This window comes from Flammeovirga sp. SJP92, assembly GCF_001583495.1.
In the GTDB taxonomy this organism is placed as follows: domain Bacteria; phylum Bacteroidota; class Bacteroidia; order Cytophagales; family Flammeovirgaceae; genus Flammeovirga.
On the sequence record NZ_LQAQ01000063.1, the window covers coordinates 65,484 to 81,111 of the forward strand.

Annotated in this window: 11 protein-coding genes; 6 read left to right on the forward strand and 5 right to left on the reverse strand. The window is 37.0% G+C overall.

The window, feature by feature from the left end; all coding sequences use genetic code 11:
- Window positions 1-206: 206 nt before the first annotated feature.
- Together AVL50_RS16300 and AVL50_RS16305 are read right to left on the reverse strand one after the other, a co-directional pair.
- Window positions 207-4,394, reverse strand: coding sequence for a tail fiber domain-containing protein (locus AVL50_RS16300; protein WP_082795862.1), 4,188 nt, complete (start codon window positions 4,392-4,394; stop codon window positions 207-209).
- Between the two features lie 45 nt (window positions 4,395-4,439).
- On the reverse strand, window positions 4,440-4,925 hold the full coding sequence (locus tag AVL50_RS16305) for a T9SS type A sorting domain-containing protein (RefSeq protein WP_062617568.1): 486 nt from the start codon (window positions 4,923-4,925) through the stop codon (window positions 4,440-4,442).
- A gap of 364 nt (window positions 4,926-5,289) precedes the next feature.
- Between AVL50_RS16305 and AVL50_RS16310 the strand changes: the two genes are divergently transcribed.
- Entirely contained in the window at window positions 5,290-6,810 is a 1,521-nt protein-coding gene (locus AVL50_RS16310) for a hypothetical protein (protein WP_062617569.1), read from the forward strand.
- A 31-nt stretch (window positions 6,811-6,841) separates the two neighbouring features.
- Here AVL50_RS16310 and AVL50_RS16315 read toward each other — a convergent pair whose 3' ends face one another.
- Window positions 6,842-8,353, reverse strand: coding sequence for an MFS transporter (locus AVL50_RS16315; RefSeq protein WP_062617570.1), 1,512 nt, complete (start codon window positions 8,351-8,353; stop codon window positions 6,842-6,844).
- 205 nt (window positions 8,354-8,558) lie between these two features.
- Here AVL50_RS16315 and AVL50_RS16320 point away from each other — a divergent pair, with 205 nt between their 5' ends.
- From AVL50_RS16320 to AVL50_RS16335, 4 genes are read left to right on the forward strand one after another with little or no spacing between them, the layout of a single operon-like run.
- Window positions 8,559-9,563, forward strand: a complete 1,005-nt coding sequence (locus tag AVL50_RS16320) for an XdhC family protein (protein WP_062617571.1) — start codon at window positions 8,559-8,561, stop codon at window positions 9,561-9,563.
- On the forward strand, window positions 9,556-10,134 hold the full coding sequence (locus AVL50_RS16325; protein WP_062617572.1) for an NTP transferase domain-containing protein: 579 nt from the start codon (window positions 9,556-9,558) through the stop codon (window positions 10,132-10,134). Before AVL50_RS16320 ends, AVL50_RS16325 begins: the two co-directional genes overlap by 8 nt.
- 49 nt (window positions 10,135-10,183) lie before the next feature.
- Complete coding sequence (locus AVL50_RS16330; RefSeq protein WP_062617573.1) at window positions 10,184-10,642, forward strand: (2Fe-2S)-binding protein; 459 nt, start codon at window positions 10,184-10,186, stop codon at window positions 10,640-10,642.
- A gap of 2 nt (window positions 10,643-10,644) precedes the next feature.
- Window positions 10,645-12,735, forward strand: a complete 2,091-nt coding sequence (locus AVL50_RS16335; protein WP_172826855.1) for a molybdopterin cofactor-binding domain-containing protein — start codon at window positions 10,645-10,647, stop codon at window positions 12,733-12,735.
- A gap of 70 nt (window positions 12,736-12,805) precedes the next feature.
- Here AVL50_RS16335 and pepT read toward each other — a convergent pair whose 3' ends face one another.
- Window positions 12,806-14,032 (reverse strand): peptidase T, encoded by a 1,227-nt coding sequence (gene pepT, locus AVL50_RS16340; protein ID WP_062617575.1) that lies wholly within the window; start codon window positions 14,030-14,032, stop codon window positions 12,806-12,808.
- 205 nt (window positions 14,033-14,237) lie between these two features.
- Between pepT and fabG the strand changes: the two genes are divergently transcribed.
- Window positions 14,238-14,984: a 3-oxoacyl-[acyl-carrier-protein] reductase gene (gene fabG / locus AVL50_RS16345; protein ID WP_062617576.1), complete on the forward strand. Its 747-nt coding sequence runs from the start codon at window positions 14,238-14,240 to the stop codon at window positions 14,982-14,984.
- A gap of 44 nt (window positions 14,985-15,028) precedes the next feature.
- Here the strand turns inward: fabG and AVL50_RS16350 are convergent, their stop codons facing one another.
- Complete coding sequence (locus AVL50_RS16350) at window positions 15,029-15,625, reverse strand: hypothetical protein (protein ID WP_062617577.1); 597 nt, start codon at window positions 15,623-15,625, stop codon at window positions 15,029-15,031.
- Window positions 15,626-15,628 lie beyond the last annotated feature (3 nt).

Sequence of the window (15,628 nt, forward strand, 5' to 3'; positions counted from 1 at the left end):
AAATTCAAATAGCCTGAATAGAAAATTGTCTCTATGCAGGCTATTCTTGTTCTAGAGCTTGTTTTAAACATCTCTTTTAGTAAAAATTATCCCTTTCAAAACGTGAGTTTATTAATTTCCTCACAACCTAAAATAGAAAACTTTTACTCCTAAAATATTTATTCCAAACACGCTCTTATAATGCAAATGCTTTCTTGAAATTGAAATTATTTCTGTTCTAATCTAGCATTCGCATTTTCAAGCTCTTGAATTCTTGCTTCTAGTTTTTGAAAGAGATCATTTACCTTTTCATTTTGAAGTGCATTTGCTTCGGATTTCGCCTCTAGATCTTTCATTTTTTGTTCCAGATCATTATTCTTTTTCTCAAGATCTTCAATCATCTCTTGCTGTTCTTGCACCGCTTTTGTCAATACTGGAACCATGTGTCTGTAATTTAAAGCATAGTGGCCTTCATCATCTGCTACCCATACATTTTCAGGGAAATACTGCATTACTTCTTGTGCCATAAAACCGTAATGTCTTACACTGTCAGCATCTTTGATATAATTATAAGTATATATACCCAGTTTCATAATATCATCGATTGAGGTCTTCAGAGTATCAATATTTTCCTTAAGTCGTCTATCAGAAAAAGAAGCATTATCTGCTATTGTACCATCTACTCTCATACCTCCATCAGCTTTCATTTCAAGCCTTTTAACGTCACTACCTGAGCCTCCAGGATCTGTGTTATTCCATAAGGTTAAATCCCCTGCACCATTAATATAGTATGTCCAACGAGAACCATTATCACGTTGCATTAAAAATCCATCACCATCTTCTATACCACCTGAACCATGTTTTACTCTAACTGCTCCTGAGTTAGAGTTGGATGTAATTTTTAATCTTTCAATATTATTGGTTTTAAAGGTGATAGGTGCATCATTAATATTACGTATTTCGGCACCACCGCCCGAATTCATTCCTACTTGGAAATTAGAAGCGTCTTTGCTGTCAAAAGTTAACCATCCATCACCTTCTCCACTATAAATTTCGACGTTTCTAGTACCTGCAGAACCTGGGTTATTAGTCCCTATACCGATATCTCCTTTTTCAGTAACGATAAATTGTGTGCTTGGTATAGTACTATTAGTCACCTTAAAATCACCTCCTGAAGAACTATTTAAATCAACAGTGTAATCATAGGCTCCTGCAGTAATAGTTGTTGCTTCAGTTAAAGCTCCTGCAAAAGGAACAGGGTCTGCCCAAGTAGCTACACCGTTTGCATCAGATGTAAGAAGTTTTCCGACTCCCGGACTACCTCCTCTTATTCTCACTTGTCCGTTCACATCTAAAGCTTGAGTGGGGTTAGTATGTTTGATGGCTACATTTCCATCATTTCTTACTAGGAGACGAGTAGTAGCTCCATCCAAAATATTAAAGTTTCCTGTATTATTCAGGTTTAAATTAAAGTTATTTGCTCCTGCTGTAATCGTTGTATTTGCAGTTAAAGCTCCTCCCAATTGTACTCTATTCGCTGATGTAGTCAAGCCATTATCTGCAACTACATTTAATGTTCCGACACCTCCAGTAATACTACCTGTCATACCATTACCTCCTTGAACACCAGTGATAAGAACAGGCAGATCATTTAAATCATTATAACTGATGGCACCAATTTCAGTATCCACATAACTTTTATTGGCGGCATCTAAATTAGTAAGAGGTGTAGCTACATTTGTAATAACTTTATTATCTGCATCAAGTGTAAAATCTGATAATGCTGGAGTAGCCCATGAAAAATTACTACTTCCATCAGTACTTAATACTTTTCCTGCACTTTCACTACCCGGATTAATGATATAGCCATTGTTAGCTACATAAGTATCAACTTCACTTTCTGAAAGATTAGTATCTGTAGCTTCAAGGCTTTGTAAAAAATCCGCTTCCGTTCCAGAATTCTCATTGTTTAGCCAGATTTGATAAGCAGAAAGTCCATCACTTCCATCTGAACCATTGAGACCTGGAGAACCAGTTAAACCTGTATCACCTTTATCTCCTTTGTCACCTTTTGAACCTTTCAATGACAATAACCAATCTGACTCACTTCCTACAAAACCACTTTCTAAGGCTAATGTATAAGCAGATTTACCATCTATTCCATCACTACCGTCTGAACCATTGAGACCTGGAGAACCAGTTAAACCTGTATCGCCTTTATCACCTTTGTCTCCTTTATTACCTTTATCACCCTTATCTCCTTTTGTACCTTTTAATGACAATAACCAGTCTGACTCTCTACCTACAAAACCATTTTCTAAAGCTAATGTATAAGCAGACTTACCATCTATTCCATCACTGCCGTCTGAACCGTTGAGACCTGGAGAACCAGTTAAACCTGTAACACCTTTATCTCCTTTGTCACCTTTTGAACCTTTCAATGACAATAACCAATCTGACTCACTTCCTACGAAACCACTTTCTAAGGCTAATGTATAAGCAGATTTACCATCTATTCCATCACTACCGTCTGAACCATTAAGGCCAGGAGAACCAGTTAAACCTGTATCGCCTTTATCACCTTTGCCTCCTTTATTACCATTATCACCCTTATCTCCTTTTGTGCCTTTTAATGACAACAGCCAGTCTGACTCACTTCCTACAAAACCACTTTCTAAGGCTAATGTAAAAGCAGATTTGCCATCTATTCCATCACTGCCGTCTGAACCATTGAGACCTGGAGAACCAGTTAAACCTGTATCGCCTTTATCACCCTTGTCTCCTTTGTCACCTTTTGTGCCTTTTAATGATAACAGCCAGTCTGACTCACTTCCTACAAAACCATTTTCTAAAGCTAATGTATAAGCAGACTTGCCATCTATTCCGTCACTGCCGTCTGAACCATTGAGACCTGGAGAACCAGTTAAACCTGTATCGCCTTTATCACCCTTATCTCCTTTTGTACCTTTTAATGACAATAACCAGTCTGACTCACTACCTACAAAACCATTTTCTAAAGCTAATGTATAAGCAGACTTGCCATCTATTCCGTCACTACCGTCTGAACCATTAAGGCCAGGAGAACCAGTTAAACCTGTATCACCTTTATCACCCTTATCTCCTTTTGTGCCTTTTAATGACAACAACCAGTCTGACTCACTTCCTACAAAACCACTTTCTAAAGCTAATGTATAAGCAGACTTGCCATCTATTCCATCACTACCGTCTGAACCATTGAGGCCAGGAGAACCAGTTAAACCTGTATCGCCTTTATCTCCCTTATCCCCTTTTGTGCCTTTTAATGACAATAACCAAGCAGATTCACTACCTACAAAACCACTTTCTAAGGCTAATGTATAAGCAGACTTACCATCTATTCCATCACTGCCGTCTGAACCATTAAGACCTTGAGAACCAGTTAAACCTGTATCGCCTTTATCACCCTTATCTCCTTTTGTGCCTTTTAATGACAATAACCAGTCTGACTCACTTCCTACAAAACCACTTTCTAAGGCTAATGTATAAGCAGATTTACCATCTTCACCATCTTCTCCTTCCAATGATTCTAACCATTCTTCTTCACTTCCTTCAAAACCATTTTCTACAGCAATAGCATAAGCGGATGAGCCATTTTCTCCATCACTTCCATCTAAACCATTAAGGCCTGCATCACCTTTCTCTCCTTGATCCCCTTTCAAAGACAATAACCATTCTGACTCATTTCCTTCAAAGCCATTTTCTACTGCCAATGCATATGCTGATTGACCATTTTCTCCATCTTTGGCTTCTTTCAGCGAAGTAATCCACTCTTCCTCATTCCCTTGAAAACCGTTTATTACTGCAATTTCATAGGCTGAAAGACCTCTATCTCCTTGTAAGCTTGGAGTTGTGTACCATGTTCCATCAGTAAAGTTGAAAGTGAACTTTCCACCTCCTTCGTAAATTGTAGAAGCGATACCAACACCATCCTCCCCATCTTCACCGTCTTCTCCATCAATTCCTACTACTGTATTGCCTGCTCTCTCGGCATATAAAGCATAAGGAACACTCATCATCTGAGAAATGGTTGTGATCGCATAGTTTTCTTCTCCAGTGGGATCAATTTCCGATTTAATGTAGTAGATATCTTTTCCCCAATCAATTTCAGAAAAAGTACCCAATACTGAATTTCCATTACCTACAGCAAGTGTAAGTAAACCAGCATTGTTGGTTGATGGAAAATGGATTTCACTGTAAACAGTTGTGCCCGAAATATCGCTTTGGATAATACTGATTCGCACACCTACATTTTGGTTTGTGATTAAATCGCCCTCAGTGCTTCTGACAACAGCCTGATAGCTCATATAATGAGGTACTTGTGCATAAACACTGCAGCTCATTATGAATAAGATAAGTAGAAAGTAGATTGTTTTCATAGTGATGTTCTTGAGATGAATGTTAGAATCTTCTTACAAAGTGAATTAGTTTTTAATCACTTTAAATGTTTTTACCACTGCATTATCTTGGTAAACCTGAACGAGATAAACCCCTGAAGGATAAATCTCTAAAGGCAATTTTGATTCATACCTGAACTGATCAATTTTGAGCAATTCTTTTCCTTGTGCAGTATGTAAAGACGCTGTCAAAAGATTTGGTGAAGACGTCTTTAAAGTTAAGAAATGAGTAACGGGATTTGGAAATGCGCTCATTTCTAAATCGCTTGCTAAATCCGGACTGGATGTTGGTGTCTCTAATTCAAATACCTCATATGGCTGAAGAACGCCTTCAGATACTAAGGTGTTACCGTTTTCCCCCGTTTGGAAAAAAACCTGACCAACTGAAACTGTAATGCTATTCGAATTATTTGATACTGTAGCACCTGATACATTAAGAGTAGTTTGAGCTTTAAGAACCAATGAAATAAGACAAAATAAACCAGTCAGAATGATACGAATATATTTATTCATAATGTTATAGATAATCGTAACATAAATTTTGTAGAAAGTTCAATTCGGGTTTTCAAATATCTTCTTTTAATTATGAAAAAGCAAAACGGATTCTGTGTATTTTGATATTTTGCACCCAACAAGCAAATATTTTAATAACATACTTATTAACTGTGATTTACATTTACTAAATTGCCTGCCAACTAAGAGCGTGATTGAAAGCTTTCTATTATTGAAAACACCCCTTTAAGAAAGATGAGATGGTTAATTTTATAGGCTTCAGCGATGCTATTCTCTCAAGAATTCTATTCCATATTTTCTAAAATGGTGGATTTCAGTTCTAAAAATTCTTTTCTATACTCCAACTAACATATTATATTTTCTTATGAAACTTCTCACTAGAATTTGTCTTTTCATTGTTACTTCATCAGCCGTTTTTTCTTGTATTGCTTTAGAGGATGAATTCTTTCCTACAGCAACCAACAATATTACCTCTGATAAAGTATTTTATTATTTTGACTCTCTTCATGTTAATGTAGACTTCAGAGACAATGCCTTGATTACTGAATCGAATGTAAGACTGGCACTGATAGAACCTAGTGTGGCTGAAAGTGATACCGTACTCTTTTCTTTTGACACCACCTATACTACTGTTGAAGCAAGGTTATTGAGGTTTGATTCTACCTTTATCATTCCTCTTTATGCCCAAACTGGAAAATACTTGCTAGCAACAAATAATAAAGATGCTAGTGACAATACAATATGGGACAGCACCTATTTTTATATTGATACAGACACTACTGCACCTTTTGTAGAACAATTTTCTGTTGTTTCAAAAAACGAAAAAAATATAGAAAATAATCAGTTCTGTAGAGGGGATATTGTATCCATCAACGCTTTGGTAACAGACAATGCAGCTTTAGATAGAGTGGGAATTTCAATTGATGAAGAAGAGACCGTTTACTTCAATCTTGCGGGTAGATCAGCGGGTATTGCTAATTTAATTCAAAATGATATTTCAATACCTAATAGCATAAACGATGGCTCACACCAACTTCAATTAGTCATTGAGGATAAGTTTGGCAATGCCATTACAGTAAGCAAAACAATTACAGTAATGTGTGACAACGACCCTGCTGAACTTGTTTTATTTGAAGAAGAATCTGGTATTGAATTGCCGTCCAATAATGTTGTACAATTGTTTCCTGGAGAAGAGTTTAATTTGAGCAGTTTGATTTTTGAAGATACTGGAGGATTAGATTCCGCACAGCTGGAAATTACTCGACAAGCAAATGGAAATCCAACCGTTGAAACGCCTGTCACTTTTGGTTTAGACGGTGTTACTTCTGCTGATTTATCTGATATTTTTGAAGATTATTTTTCTTTCAGCTTCGATAAAGTCAATGCTAATGAAGGAGATGAAATTATGGTCAATGTAAAAGTAAAAGACATCAATCAAATCTGGGAAAAGGCTTCTTCTTTTCATTTCACTTTAATATCAAAAAAAGACGAAAAACCTGAATTACTTATTCCCAACCTTATCATTAATGGCAATGCTGTAAGCGTAAATCCTGATGAAGAATATGATCTGACTGATTTGTTGATCGAGAATGGGAACTTGACCATTGAGTTAGATGGAGAGATTCGTGAAGAAGTTGGTCTCACTTCCGTAAAGTATACTTTCAATAGTGACCATAGAAGTATTCAATCTTTTGGAAGAAGGATTGATATCTCTGAAGAGGAACTCGATTATCCTCTTCCAATTGAAACAGTGATTCAAACTCCATTTCCTATAGACTATAACGAAAACCTGGAAGGCAAAATTACTTATTCTCTTCAAGTGATCGCTACCGATTTTAAAGAGCAGTCCGATACTGTCAATTTTGTATTAAGTGCAGTTTACTAAACTTCATTCTCTTCATTCATTAAATTATTGTCTAATCTCTAATCATAAAAAAGCTAATCAGTCCAGAAAGCAAAGCAAGTGACATGGCAATCAACACTACTCCGTTAAAAGCAGTAATAAAAGCTTCTTTATAGATCAAATTTGTCTGTATTATTATAGTCTGATCAAGGGAATCAGGTGGTGTTGCAGCTGTAAAATTCTCAGCTTCTTCTATTAATAGGTACTGAGAAGACTGTTCGATCTGTAGTGCTGTCACTTTCTCGGTGACATGATTTTTAAAAGAAAATAAAGCAAAAGCACCTAAGAGTGCTATGGCTAAAACACTAGCCGCTCTTGCTACAGTATTATTGATTCCGGAAGCAATACCAATATTCAATGTGTTCACTGATCCCATCACGGCCGTTGTCAAAGGAGCCACAGTGATGCCCATTCCTATTCCGATAAATATAAATGGAATGAAAAAGGTGCTCCAATAGGAAGAAGGGCCAGCTGAAATTCCAATCAAAGTGAACATAAAATACCCCATAGACACAATCAAAGGTCCTACAATTAGAGGTAAACGATAACCTTTTTTATCTACATATTTTCCCATTAATGGAGAAATAGAAGCAATACAAATAATAATGGGCAACATGGATAATCCTGTATTGATTTCGGAGTAGCCCTGTATTTGTATAAGATTTAAAGGAACAAAAAATAAAGCCCCACTCATTGCAGTATACAAAAAAAGAGTCATCAGGTTTGTTCCTGCAAAAGTCTGGGATTGAAATAACGACAAGGGCATCATTGGGTATTTTATTTTTTTTTGACTCCATGAAAATGCTATTAATGTGATAAAACCAATACCTGTGCTTCCAAAAATCAAAGAGTGCTGAAATCCTAAATCCGATGATTCTGTAAAACCAAACGTAATCCCTGCCAAACCAAATGTCACTAATAATGCACCCACCCAATCGAGCTTCTTCGCTTCCTCATTTCTTGATTCGGGCACTTTGGCCCATATTCCAAAAAAGACAAAGATAGACAACGGAATATTGAGAAAGAAAATCACTCTCCAATATCCCATGCCTGCCAGCCAGCCTCCTAAAATTGGTCCTATGATCCCCATCAATGCACTGAAAGTTGACCATAGTCCTATTGCTTTTCCTCTATTTTCATTATCAAAGTGAGCAGATAAAATAGATAAACTACCTGGCGTTAACAATGCACCGCCGACACCCTGAAATGCCCTTGCTACTAATAATTGATGAGCATTTTGTGCCATTCCACAGACCAATGAAGAAATCGAAAATAAAACAAGACCCATCAGAAAAATTCTATTTCGTCCGTAAAGATCGCCTAGTGCCCCTCCTACCATTAATAATGCTGAAAGAAAAAGTGCATAACCATTAATGACCCACAATAATTGAGTTCCTGTGAGGTCCATATCTTTTTGCAGTGCAGGCAATGCAACATTAAGAGCTGAACCATCAATAAAAACCAGACTTGAAGCCATAATCGTGGTGAGCAATGTCCACTTTTGGGTGGTTGAGTAAGTACTCATAATGTTAATTCAGGGTGAAAGGAGATGAAAAACAGTTTTTGGAATAGATTGATTATCTATTGGTTAAAAATAACAAATTCTATTAAACATAAAGCTTCTAAATTATATTAATAAAACTGAAATCGTTCAATCTCTTTCAGTTTATAAGTATATTCGTCGCTATACAAATTGATACGTACAACATCATCCAACTTAACTTTTATCAATGATTCACGAACTTCGAGAAATAGTCTATTCTTCCTTTTATGCACAAAAACAGCAGATCAAAACTGTATTAGTTTCAGTGATTGGTTTGAATGGTTCCTCCTACCGTAAACCCGGTGTAAGAATGCTGCTATGGGAAAATCAAAAAATGATTGGGGCTATAAGCGGTGGATGTGTTGAAAAAGAAATCATACGACAAGCGGATAGTGTTTTCAAGAATGGCAAATCAAAAGTAATTGAATATGATGGAAGATTCCGTTTGGGTTGTGAAGGAGTACTAAAAATTTTGATTGAACCTTTTATAATTGAAGAAGAGGAACTGCAACAATTTCAAGAAGCTTTGGATCAAAGAAAAACAGTGAAAGTGGAAAGCTATTTTTCAGAAAATCCTGCTTTAATGGGAGAAAGCTACACTCAGATTTTCAATCAAGAAAGCTCTATTCTTTCCCATCAAAACATACTTTCTGATCAATATTTAAAATATCAACAAATGCTGTCTCCTGAATTTCAACTCTACGTTTTTGGAGTTGAACACGATGCAAAAGCACTCTGTCAGTTTGCATCTTTAACAGGTTGGAATGTACAGATGATTGATACGTTAAAAGGGACCTCTGATGTCACTGATTTTCCAGGTGCAAAAAACCTGATCCGATTGAATGAAGACGATATTCATCAATTGCCAATGGATCAACAAACTGCAGTAGTTGTCATGACGCATAGTTTTGTCAAAGACTTAACGTACCTACTACAGTTACATCAAAAGAATTTTGCCTACTTAGGAGTATTGGGAGCAAAAAAAAGAATTGAAAAGCTGATTGATCAACTAATAGAATTCCATCCTCATATTGACACTGAATTTATTGATGCTATTCATAGCCCATGCGGTTTAAACATAGGAAGTATTACGCCTCAGGAAATCAGTGTTTCTATTATTGCGGAGATTTTATCGGTTTGCAGAGGGAAAACGCCTCATTCTCTTTCACATAAAACGTTGAGTAATGCATAAAGCTATACTATTACTTTGTGCCGGAAACTCTTCTCGGCTAGGAAGACCAAAACAGCTTTTAGAATGGAAAGGTAAAAGTATTCTTGAACACATCATTGAGAAACTTAATACCTTGAATATTCCGATTCTAGCCATCACAGGCGGGTATCATGATCAAATGGTTTCAGTATTGAAAAAAAATAATATTGAAACTGTATATTGTTCAGGATGGGCATCAGGAATGAGCGAAAGTATAAAGTTTGGAGTTCAATCACTTTTAAAACAAACCCCTGATCTTCAAAAAATTATGATAGTACTCAGTGATATACCACTGATTGAACGATCCCATTATGAAGCAATTTTGCATCAATCAGAAACTTCAAAAATTGTTATCAGTCAATTTCAAAAAGTAAAAGGAGTTCCTGCTGTTTTTGATGCTGCTTTTTTTACTAAATTGATGGAATTAAAAGGAGATCAAGGTGCAAAACCCATTATTCAAGAACACAGTAAAGAAGTCACAATTCTTTCCTCTAAGCAACCTTTCTTTGACGTTGACACAGAGGAAGATTATCAGAAGTTATTAGATTACTGATCTTCTAAGTATTAAATAAAACACGGAACAAACACAAATAATATAAACTATGAAATTCGATTTAATTATCAACAAAAAAAACTACACTGTTGATGTGGAGGACGGCACTCCATTGCTTTGGGTGTTGAGAGATGAATTGGAATTAGTGGGGACGAAGTTTGGATGCGGTATAGGTGAGTGCGGTGCTTGTACTGTCCATATTGACGGAAAAGCAGAACGAAGCTGTCAGCAGATGGTTGAGCTTGTGGAAGGAAAAGAAATCACAACGATTGAAGGACTTTCAGAAAACGGTGACCACCCAGTACAAAAAGCTTGGGAAACACTTGATGTACCACAATGTGGCTATTGTCAGAGTGGTCAAATGATGACGGCTTCTGCCTTTTTGCGTAAAAACCCAACGCCTTCCCCTGAAGAAATCAGAATGGCAATGCATGGAAACATCTGCCGTTGTGCTTCTTATAATCGAATTGAAAAAGCCGTTGCTTTAGCAGCTGAAAAATTAAAATAACGATGAGCAATACATTCAACCGAAGAAACTTTCTGAAACTCTCTCTTCTTGCAAGCGGAGGTATGTTGATTGGCGTAGGCTGTTCTGAAGAAGCTGACATGCCCACTTCAACTGATGATCTCGACTTTCATAGTTTCAATGCATATATAGAAATGGCCAAAAACGGAATTGTGAAAATCTACTCACCTAATCCCGAAATTGGCCAAGGGGTAAAAACTTCAATGCCAATGATTGTGGCAGAGGAATTAGATGTCTCATGGAAAAAAGTACATGTTGTACAAGCTCCTTTAAGCAATGATTTCAACCGTCAAGTAGCAGGTGGAAGTCAATCTATCCGTCAGAATTTCCCAGCCTTAAGAATGGCTGGTGCTACAGTGAAAATGATGTTTTTGACTGCTGTGGCTAAGAAATGGGATGTAGGTGTTGATACCTTAAAAGTAGCTCAAGGAATAATTTCTTCACAAGATGGAAAAAAAATCAACTATGAAGAAGTCATTGAAGAGGCTATAAAAATACCTGTACCTGAAAATGCTCCTCTCAAAAATGTAGAAGACTTTACTTTGATCGGCAAGGCCATCAATAACGTCGACATAAAACCCATCATTACAGGAAAACCTCTTTTTGGAGTAGATTACAAAGAAAAGGGAATGAAGTATGCAGCTGTTGCCCGTCCTCCTTTTGGTGCTTCATTACAATCCGTGGATGATACAGAAGCAAAAGCAGTAAAAGGAGTGGAACAGGTGATTCAATTCAATAATAAAGTAGCTGTGGTAGCCAACAGTACTTGGGCGGCTTTTAAAGGAAAATCAAAATTGAAGATTGAATGGGGTAATCTTCAAGATGATGAAAATACTACTCTTTTTGATCAAAAAATGGCTCAATTACTTCATAATGGTAAGCTTGAGGAAAAGATAAAAAGTGGAGACATCTCCAAGGCAAAAGCTGAAGCGGATCAGATCATAGAGCAAACATATGAGGCACCTTTCTTACCACACAACACCATGGAGCCTATGAACTTCTTTGCGGATGTGACAGATAAAAAAATCAGATTGGTTGGTCCTACACAAGTCCCTAGAAGTTCAGCGAATGTAGTTGCACAGTTGTTAGAAAGAAATGTGGAGGATGTAACAGTAGAAATGACAAGAATGGGTGGCGGATTTGGTAGAAGATTGAGTACTGATTATGCAGAAGACGCTGCTATGGTTTCTCATCTTGCAAAAGCCCCTATTAAACTAATGTATACAAGAGAGGATGATATGTCAATTGGGCAATATCGACCTAAAGTAAAATATAAAATCACAGCAACTCTAAAAAACGGTCAGCTGACAGGTTATCAACTGAAAGAAGCTATTGTAAACAACAATGGTATGAATAAAGGAATTGCAAAGTTTTTCCCTTTTGGAGCAGTGGATCATTATCTGGCGGAATCTGCTAATGTACCTGCAGATGTTACAACACTGTGGTGGAGAGCGCCAATTACCAACTTCTTAGGTTTTGCTACGGAGAGTTTTATGGATGAATTAGCCCTCAAACTTCAAAAGGACCCAATTGAACTAAGAATGGAATTACTGGAAAATGCCAAAGGTAAAAAGACACCTTACAGTCCAGAACGTATGCAGCAAACCATTCAACTTGTCAAAGAAAAATCCAACTGGGGAAATGCTCCTAAAGGTATTTACCAAGGGTTCGCCTGCTACTATAGTCATAATAGCTACGTTGCTGAAGTTTGTGACCTTGAAATGATAGACGGAAAACCTATTGCTAAGCGTTTTTATGCTAGTGTTGACTGTGGCATTGTCATCAATACTTCAGGTGCAAAAAACCAGATTGAAGGAGCCATTCTCGACGGTATGGGGCATGCAATGTACGGCAACCTAGAGCTGAAAGATGGTATTGCCCAATCCCAAAACTTCGACAAATACAAACTGATCCGTATGATGGATACGCCAGTAATTGAAACATACTTTGTAAACAGTAATCAGGCTCCAACTGGGTTAGGTGAACCAGGCATGCCACCTGCAGGTGCCGCATATGCCAATGCTTATGTAAAAGCAACCGGAAAAAGGATGTTGAAACAGCCATTTTTTAGTTAGAAAACAATAAAAAAGGCTTAACGGTAAATTGATATCGTTAAGCCTTCTTCATTTTATATCAAGACAGTGATTATCCTCTGCCTACAATCTCCGCAATTTTTACAATTACCTTTGTTGCCGCTTCCATTGTTGGTACTGGCACGTACTCATAGCGGGCATGCATGTTGTGGCCACCTGCAAAAATATTTGGACAAGGTAAGCCCATAAATGATAATCTTGCACCGTCTGTACCACCACGGATGGCTTTTACATCTGGCTCAATCTCCAAGTCTTTCATAGCTTCCAAAGCAATATCAACAATATGCATATTAGGCTCTACCTTTTCTTTCATATTGTAATATTGATCCACTAAAGAAAGCTGTACTTTATCCTCACCGTACTCTCTTTGGAAATCTTTGACCAATGCTTCCATGTGTGCTTTTCTTGAATTGAAAAGTTCACCGTCATGATCTCTAATAATGTATTGTAATTTTGATTCTTCTACAGAACCGCTCATTGTCAATAAGTGGTAGAAACCTTCGTATTTTTCTGTCTGTTCAGGAGTTTCGCTGTCTGGGAATTTTGTCGCAAACTTGGCAGCGATATTCATAGAATTCACCATTTTACCCTTTGCAGTACCAGGGTGAACATTCTGTCCTTTGAAAGTCACTTCAGCATAAGCCGCATTGAAGTTTTCATATTCAAACTCACCCATTGGGCCACCGTCCATAGTGTAGGCCCACTCTGCACCGAATTTCTCTACATCAAATAAATCAGCACCTTTACCTACCTCTTCATCTGGCGTAAAACAGATTCTGATTTTACCATGCTTGATTTCAGGATGCTGAATCAAATAGTCCATTGCTGTAACAATCTCCGCAACACCTGCTTTATCATCTGCTCCTAAAAGTGTTGTACCGTCTGTTGTAACGATCTGCTGCCCTTTGTAGGCTTTGATTTCTGGAAACTCTTCAGTAGAAAGTACAATATTCTGCTCTTGGTTTAATACAAGATCATTCCCGTCATAATTCTCCCAGACAATTGGGTTTACGTTGGCACCTGTTAAATCAGGTGTTGTATCTACGTGAGCTACAAAACCAATTGTTGGAACTTCTTTATCAATATTTGAAGGAAGAGTGGCCATTACATAGCAGTTTTCATCAATCGTCACGTCTTCCATTCCGATTTCTTTTAACTCTTCAACTAGTAAATTAGCTAAATTAAATTGTTTTTTTGTGCTAGGAATTTGTTCTACACCAGGAACAGATTCTGTATCAATTTTTACATAACGTAAAAACCTTTCTAATAACTTCTCCATGAATCTTTGATTAATAATTTATGCTTATAATTATACCGTGATAACTTATTGTTTTCATTTATGGAGTTCGAATTTACAATACTTGATAAAACTTTGAAAAAAAACGGGCTTTTCTAAAGGATAAATCAGAATTAAACTTGTTCATAATGACTTTTTTGTAACTTGCGACCTGAATTTATTCTAACAACTTAGAAATACACACACCATGAAACTGCTAGAAGGCAAAAACGTATTGATCACAGGTGCGTCTAAAGGAATTGGACGTTCAATCGCAATTCGTTGCGCGGAGCATGGCGCAAATATAGGTTTCACTTACCTTTCAAGTGTTGAAAAAGGTGAGGCTTTAGTAGCTGAATTAGAAGCATACGGAGTAAAAGCGAAAGGCTACCGTTCTGATGCCTCTGACTTAGAAGCTGCAGAGCAATTAATCAAAGACTTTACAACTGATTTTGATTCTCTTGACGGTTTAATCAACAATGCTGGTATCACAAAAGATACGTTGTTGATGCGTATGTCTGAAGAGCAATTTGATGATGTAATCAGAGTGAATTTGAAATCTGTTTTCAACTTAACGAAGGCAGCTACAAGAACATTCTTAAAACAACGCAGCGGTTCTATTGTAAATATGAGTTCAGTAGTAGGTGTTCACGGTAACGCAGGACAAGCTAATTACGCCGCTTCTAAAGCTGGTATTATTGGATTCACAAAATCTGTTGCAAAAGAATTAGCCGCTAGAGGTGTTCGTTGTAACGCTGTAGCTCCTGGTTTCATTGAAACAGAAATGACAGAAACATTAGATCAGAAGGTAAAAGACGTATGGATTGCTGATATCCCAATGAAGAGAGGTGGTAAGCCTGAGGAAGTTGCAGATTTATGTATCTTCTTAGTTTCAGATATGTCAACTTACATCACTGCTCAAACGCTTGAGATCCACGGTGGTATGAAGAGCTAGTAGCATTTATTACTAATATAAAGAGGTTTGAATGGATAAGACAATTATCTATTCAAACCTTTATTTTTATCCATACTTTTCAGCGTGAAAATAGAACCAATGGTAATAGCATTATAAGAGATTTCAGCTTTCTGAGCTATCGATTCATACTCTAAACGCAGTGCTAACTTTTTTGACAAGGCAATCTCTCCACCAAATCCCCAAAGAACCCCTCTAGATAAATGGTTTCGATAAAATGTATTTTTCTGATTATACGCCAATGTATAATAGTTGCGGTTACTCAAAAAGATTACTCCAGCTTTTCCAAAAAATGACATATTTCCAAAGCTGTACTTTCCACGAATAGAAGCTTCCCAGCCCTTTTTCACAACGTTTAATACATAAATCGAGGTTTGTTCTGAAACATTCCCTAAAGTACGATAACCTAACTCAATGCCGATAAAGCTTTTCTGATAACCAAATGTTACTTTATGGGCGAATGTAGTCCCTTTTACCTTATAACTTTGCTGGAAGAATTCAATGTTCTTATGCTCGATAAAGCCTAGGCCACCGCTTACTCCTAGATAAATTTGACTGTTGGCATATTGTGTTGAAAGCAGGGTAATGATAGTCAAAAAGAAATAGTTTTTTAAAGTTTTCATAAA

What these genes read in the sequence shown, in the direction of transcription:
- AVL50_RS16300 (WP_082795862.1), bottom strand. Translation starts at nt 4,394, where the DNA reads ATGAAAACAATCTACTTTCTACTTATCTTATTCATAATGAGCTGCAGT.
- AVL50_RS16305 (WP_062617568.1), bottom strand. Translation starts at nt 4,925, where the DNA reads ATGAATAAATATATTCGTATCATTCTGACTGGTTTATTTTGTCTTATT.
- AVL50_RS16310 (WP_062617569.1), top strand. Translation starts at nt 5,290, where the DNA reads ATGAAACTTCTCACTAGAATTTGTCTTTTCATTGTTACTTCATCAGCC.
- AVL50_RS16315 (WP_062617570.1), bottom strand. Translation starts at nt 8,353, where the DNA reads ATGAGTACTTACTCAACCACCCAAAAGTGGACATTGCTCACCACGATT.
- AVL50_RS16320 (WP_062617571.1), top strand. Translation starts at nt 8,559, where the DNA reads ATGATTCACGAACTTCGAGAAATAGTCTATTCTTCCTTTTATGCACAA.
- AVL50_RS16325 (WP_062617572.1), top strand. Translation starts at nt 9,556, where the DNA reads ATGCATAAAGCTATACTATTACTTTGTGCCGGAAACTCTTCTCGGCTA.
- AVL50_RS16330 (WP_062617573.1), top strand. Translation starts at nt 10,184, where the DNA reads ATGAAATTCGATTTAATTATCAACAAAAAAAACTACACTGTTGATGTG.
- AVL50_RS16335 (WP_172826855.1), top strand. Translation starts at nt 10,645, where the DNA reads ATGAGCAATACATTCAACCGAAGAAACTTTCTGAAACTCTCTCTTCTT.
- pepT (WP_062617575.1), bottom strand. Translation starts at nt 14,032, where the DNA reads ATGGAGAAGTTATTAGAAAGGTTTTTACGTTATGTAAAAATTGATACA.
- fabG (WP_062617576.1), top strand. Translation starts at nt 14,238, where the DNA reads ATGAAACTGCTAGAAGGCAAAAACGTATTGATCACAGGTGCGTCTAAA.
- AVL50_RS16350 (WP_062617577.1), bottom strand. Translation starts at nt 15,625, where the DNA reads ATGAAAACTTTAAAAAACTATTTCTTTTTGACTATCATTACCCTGCTT.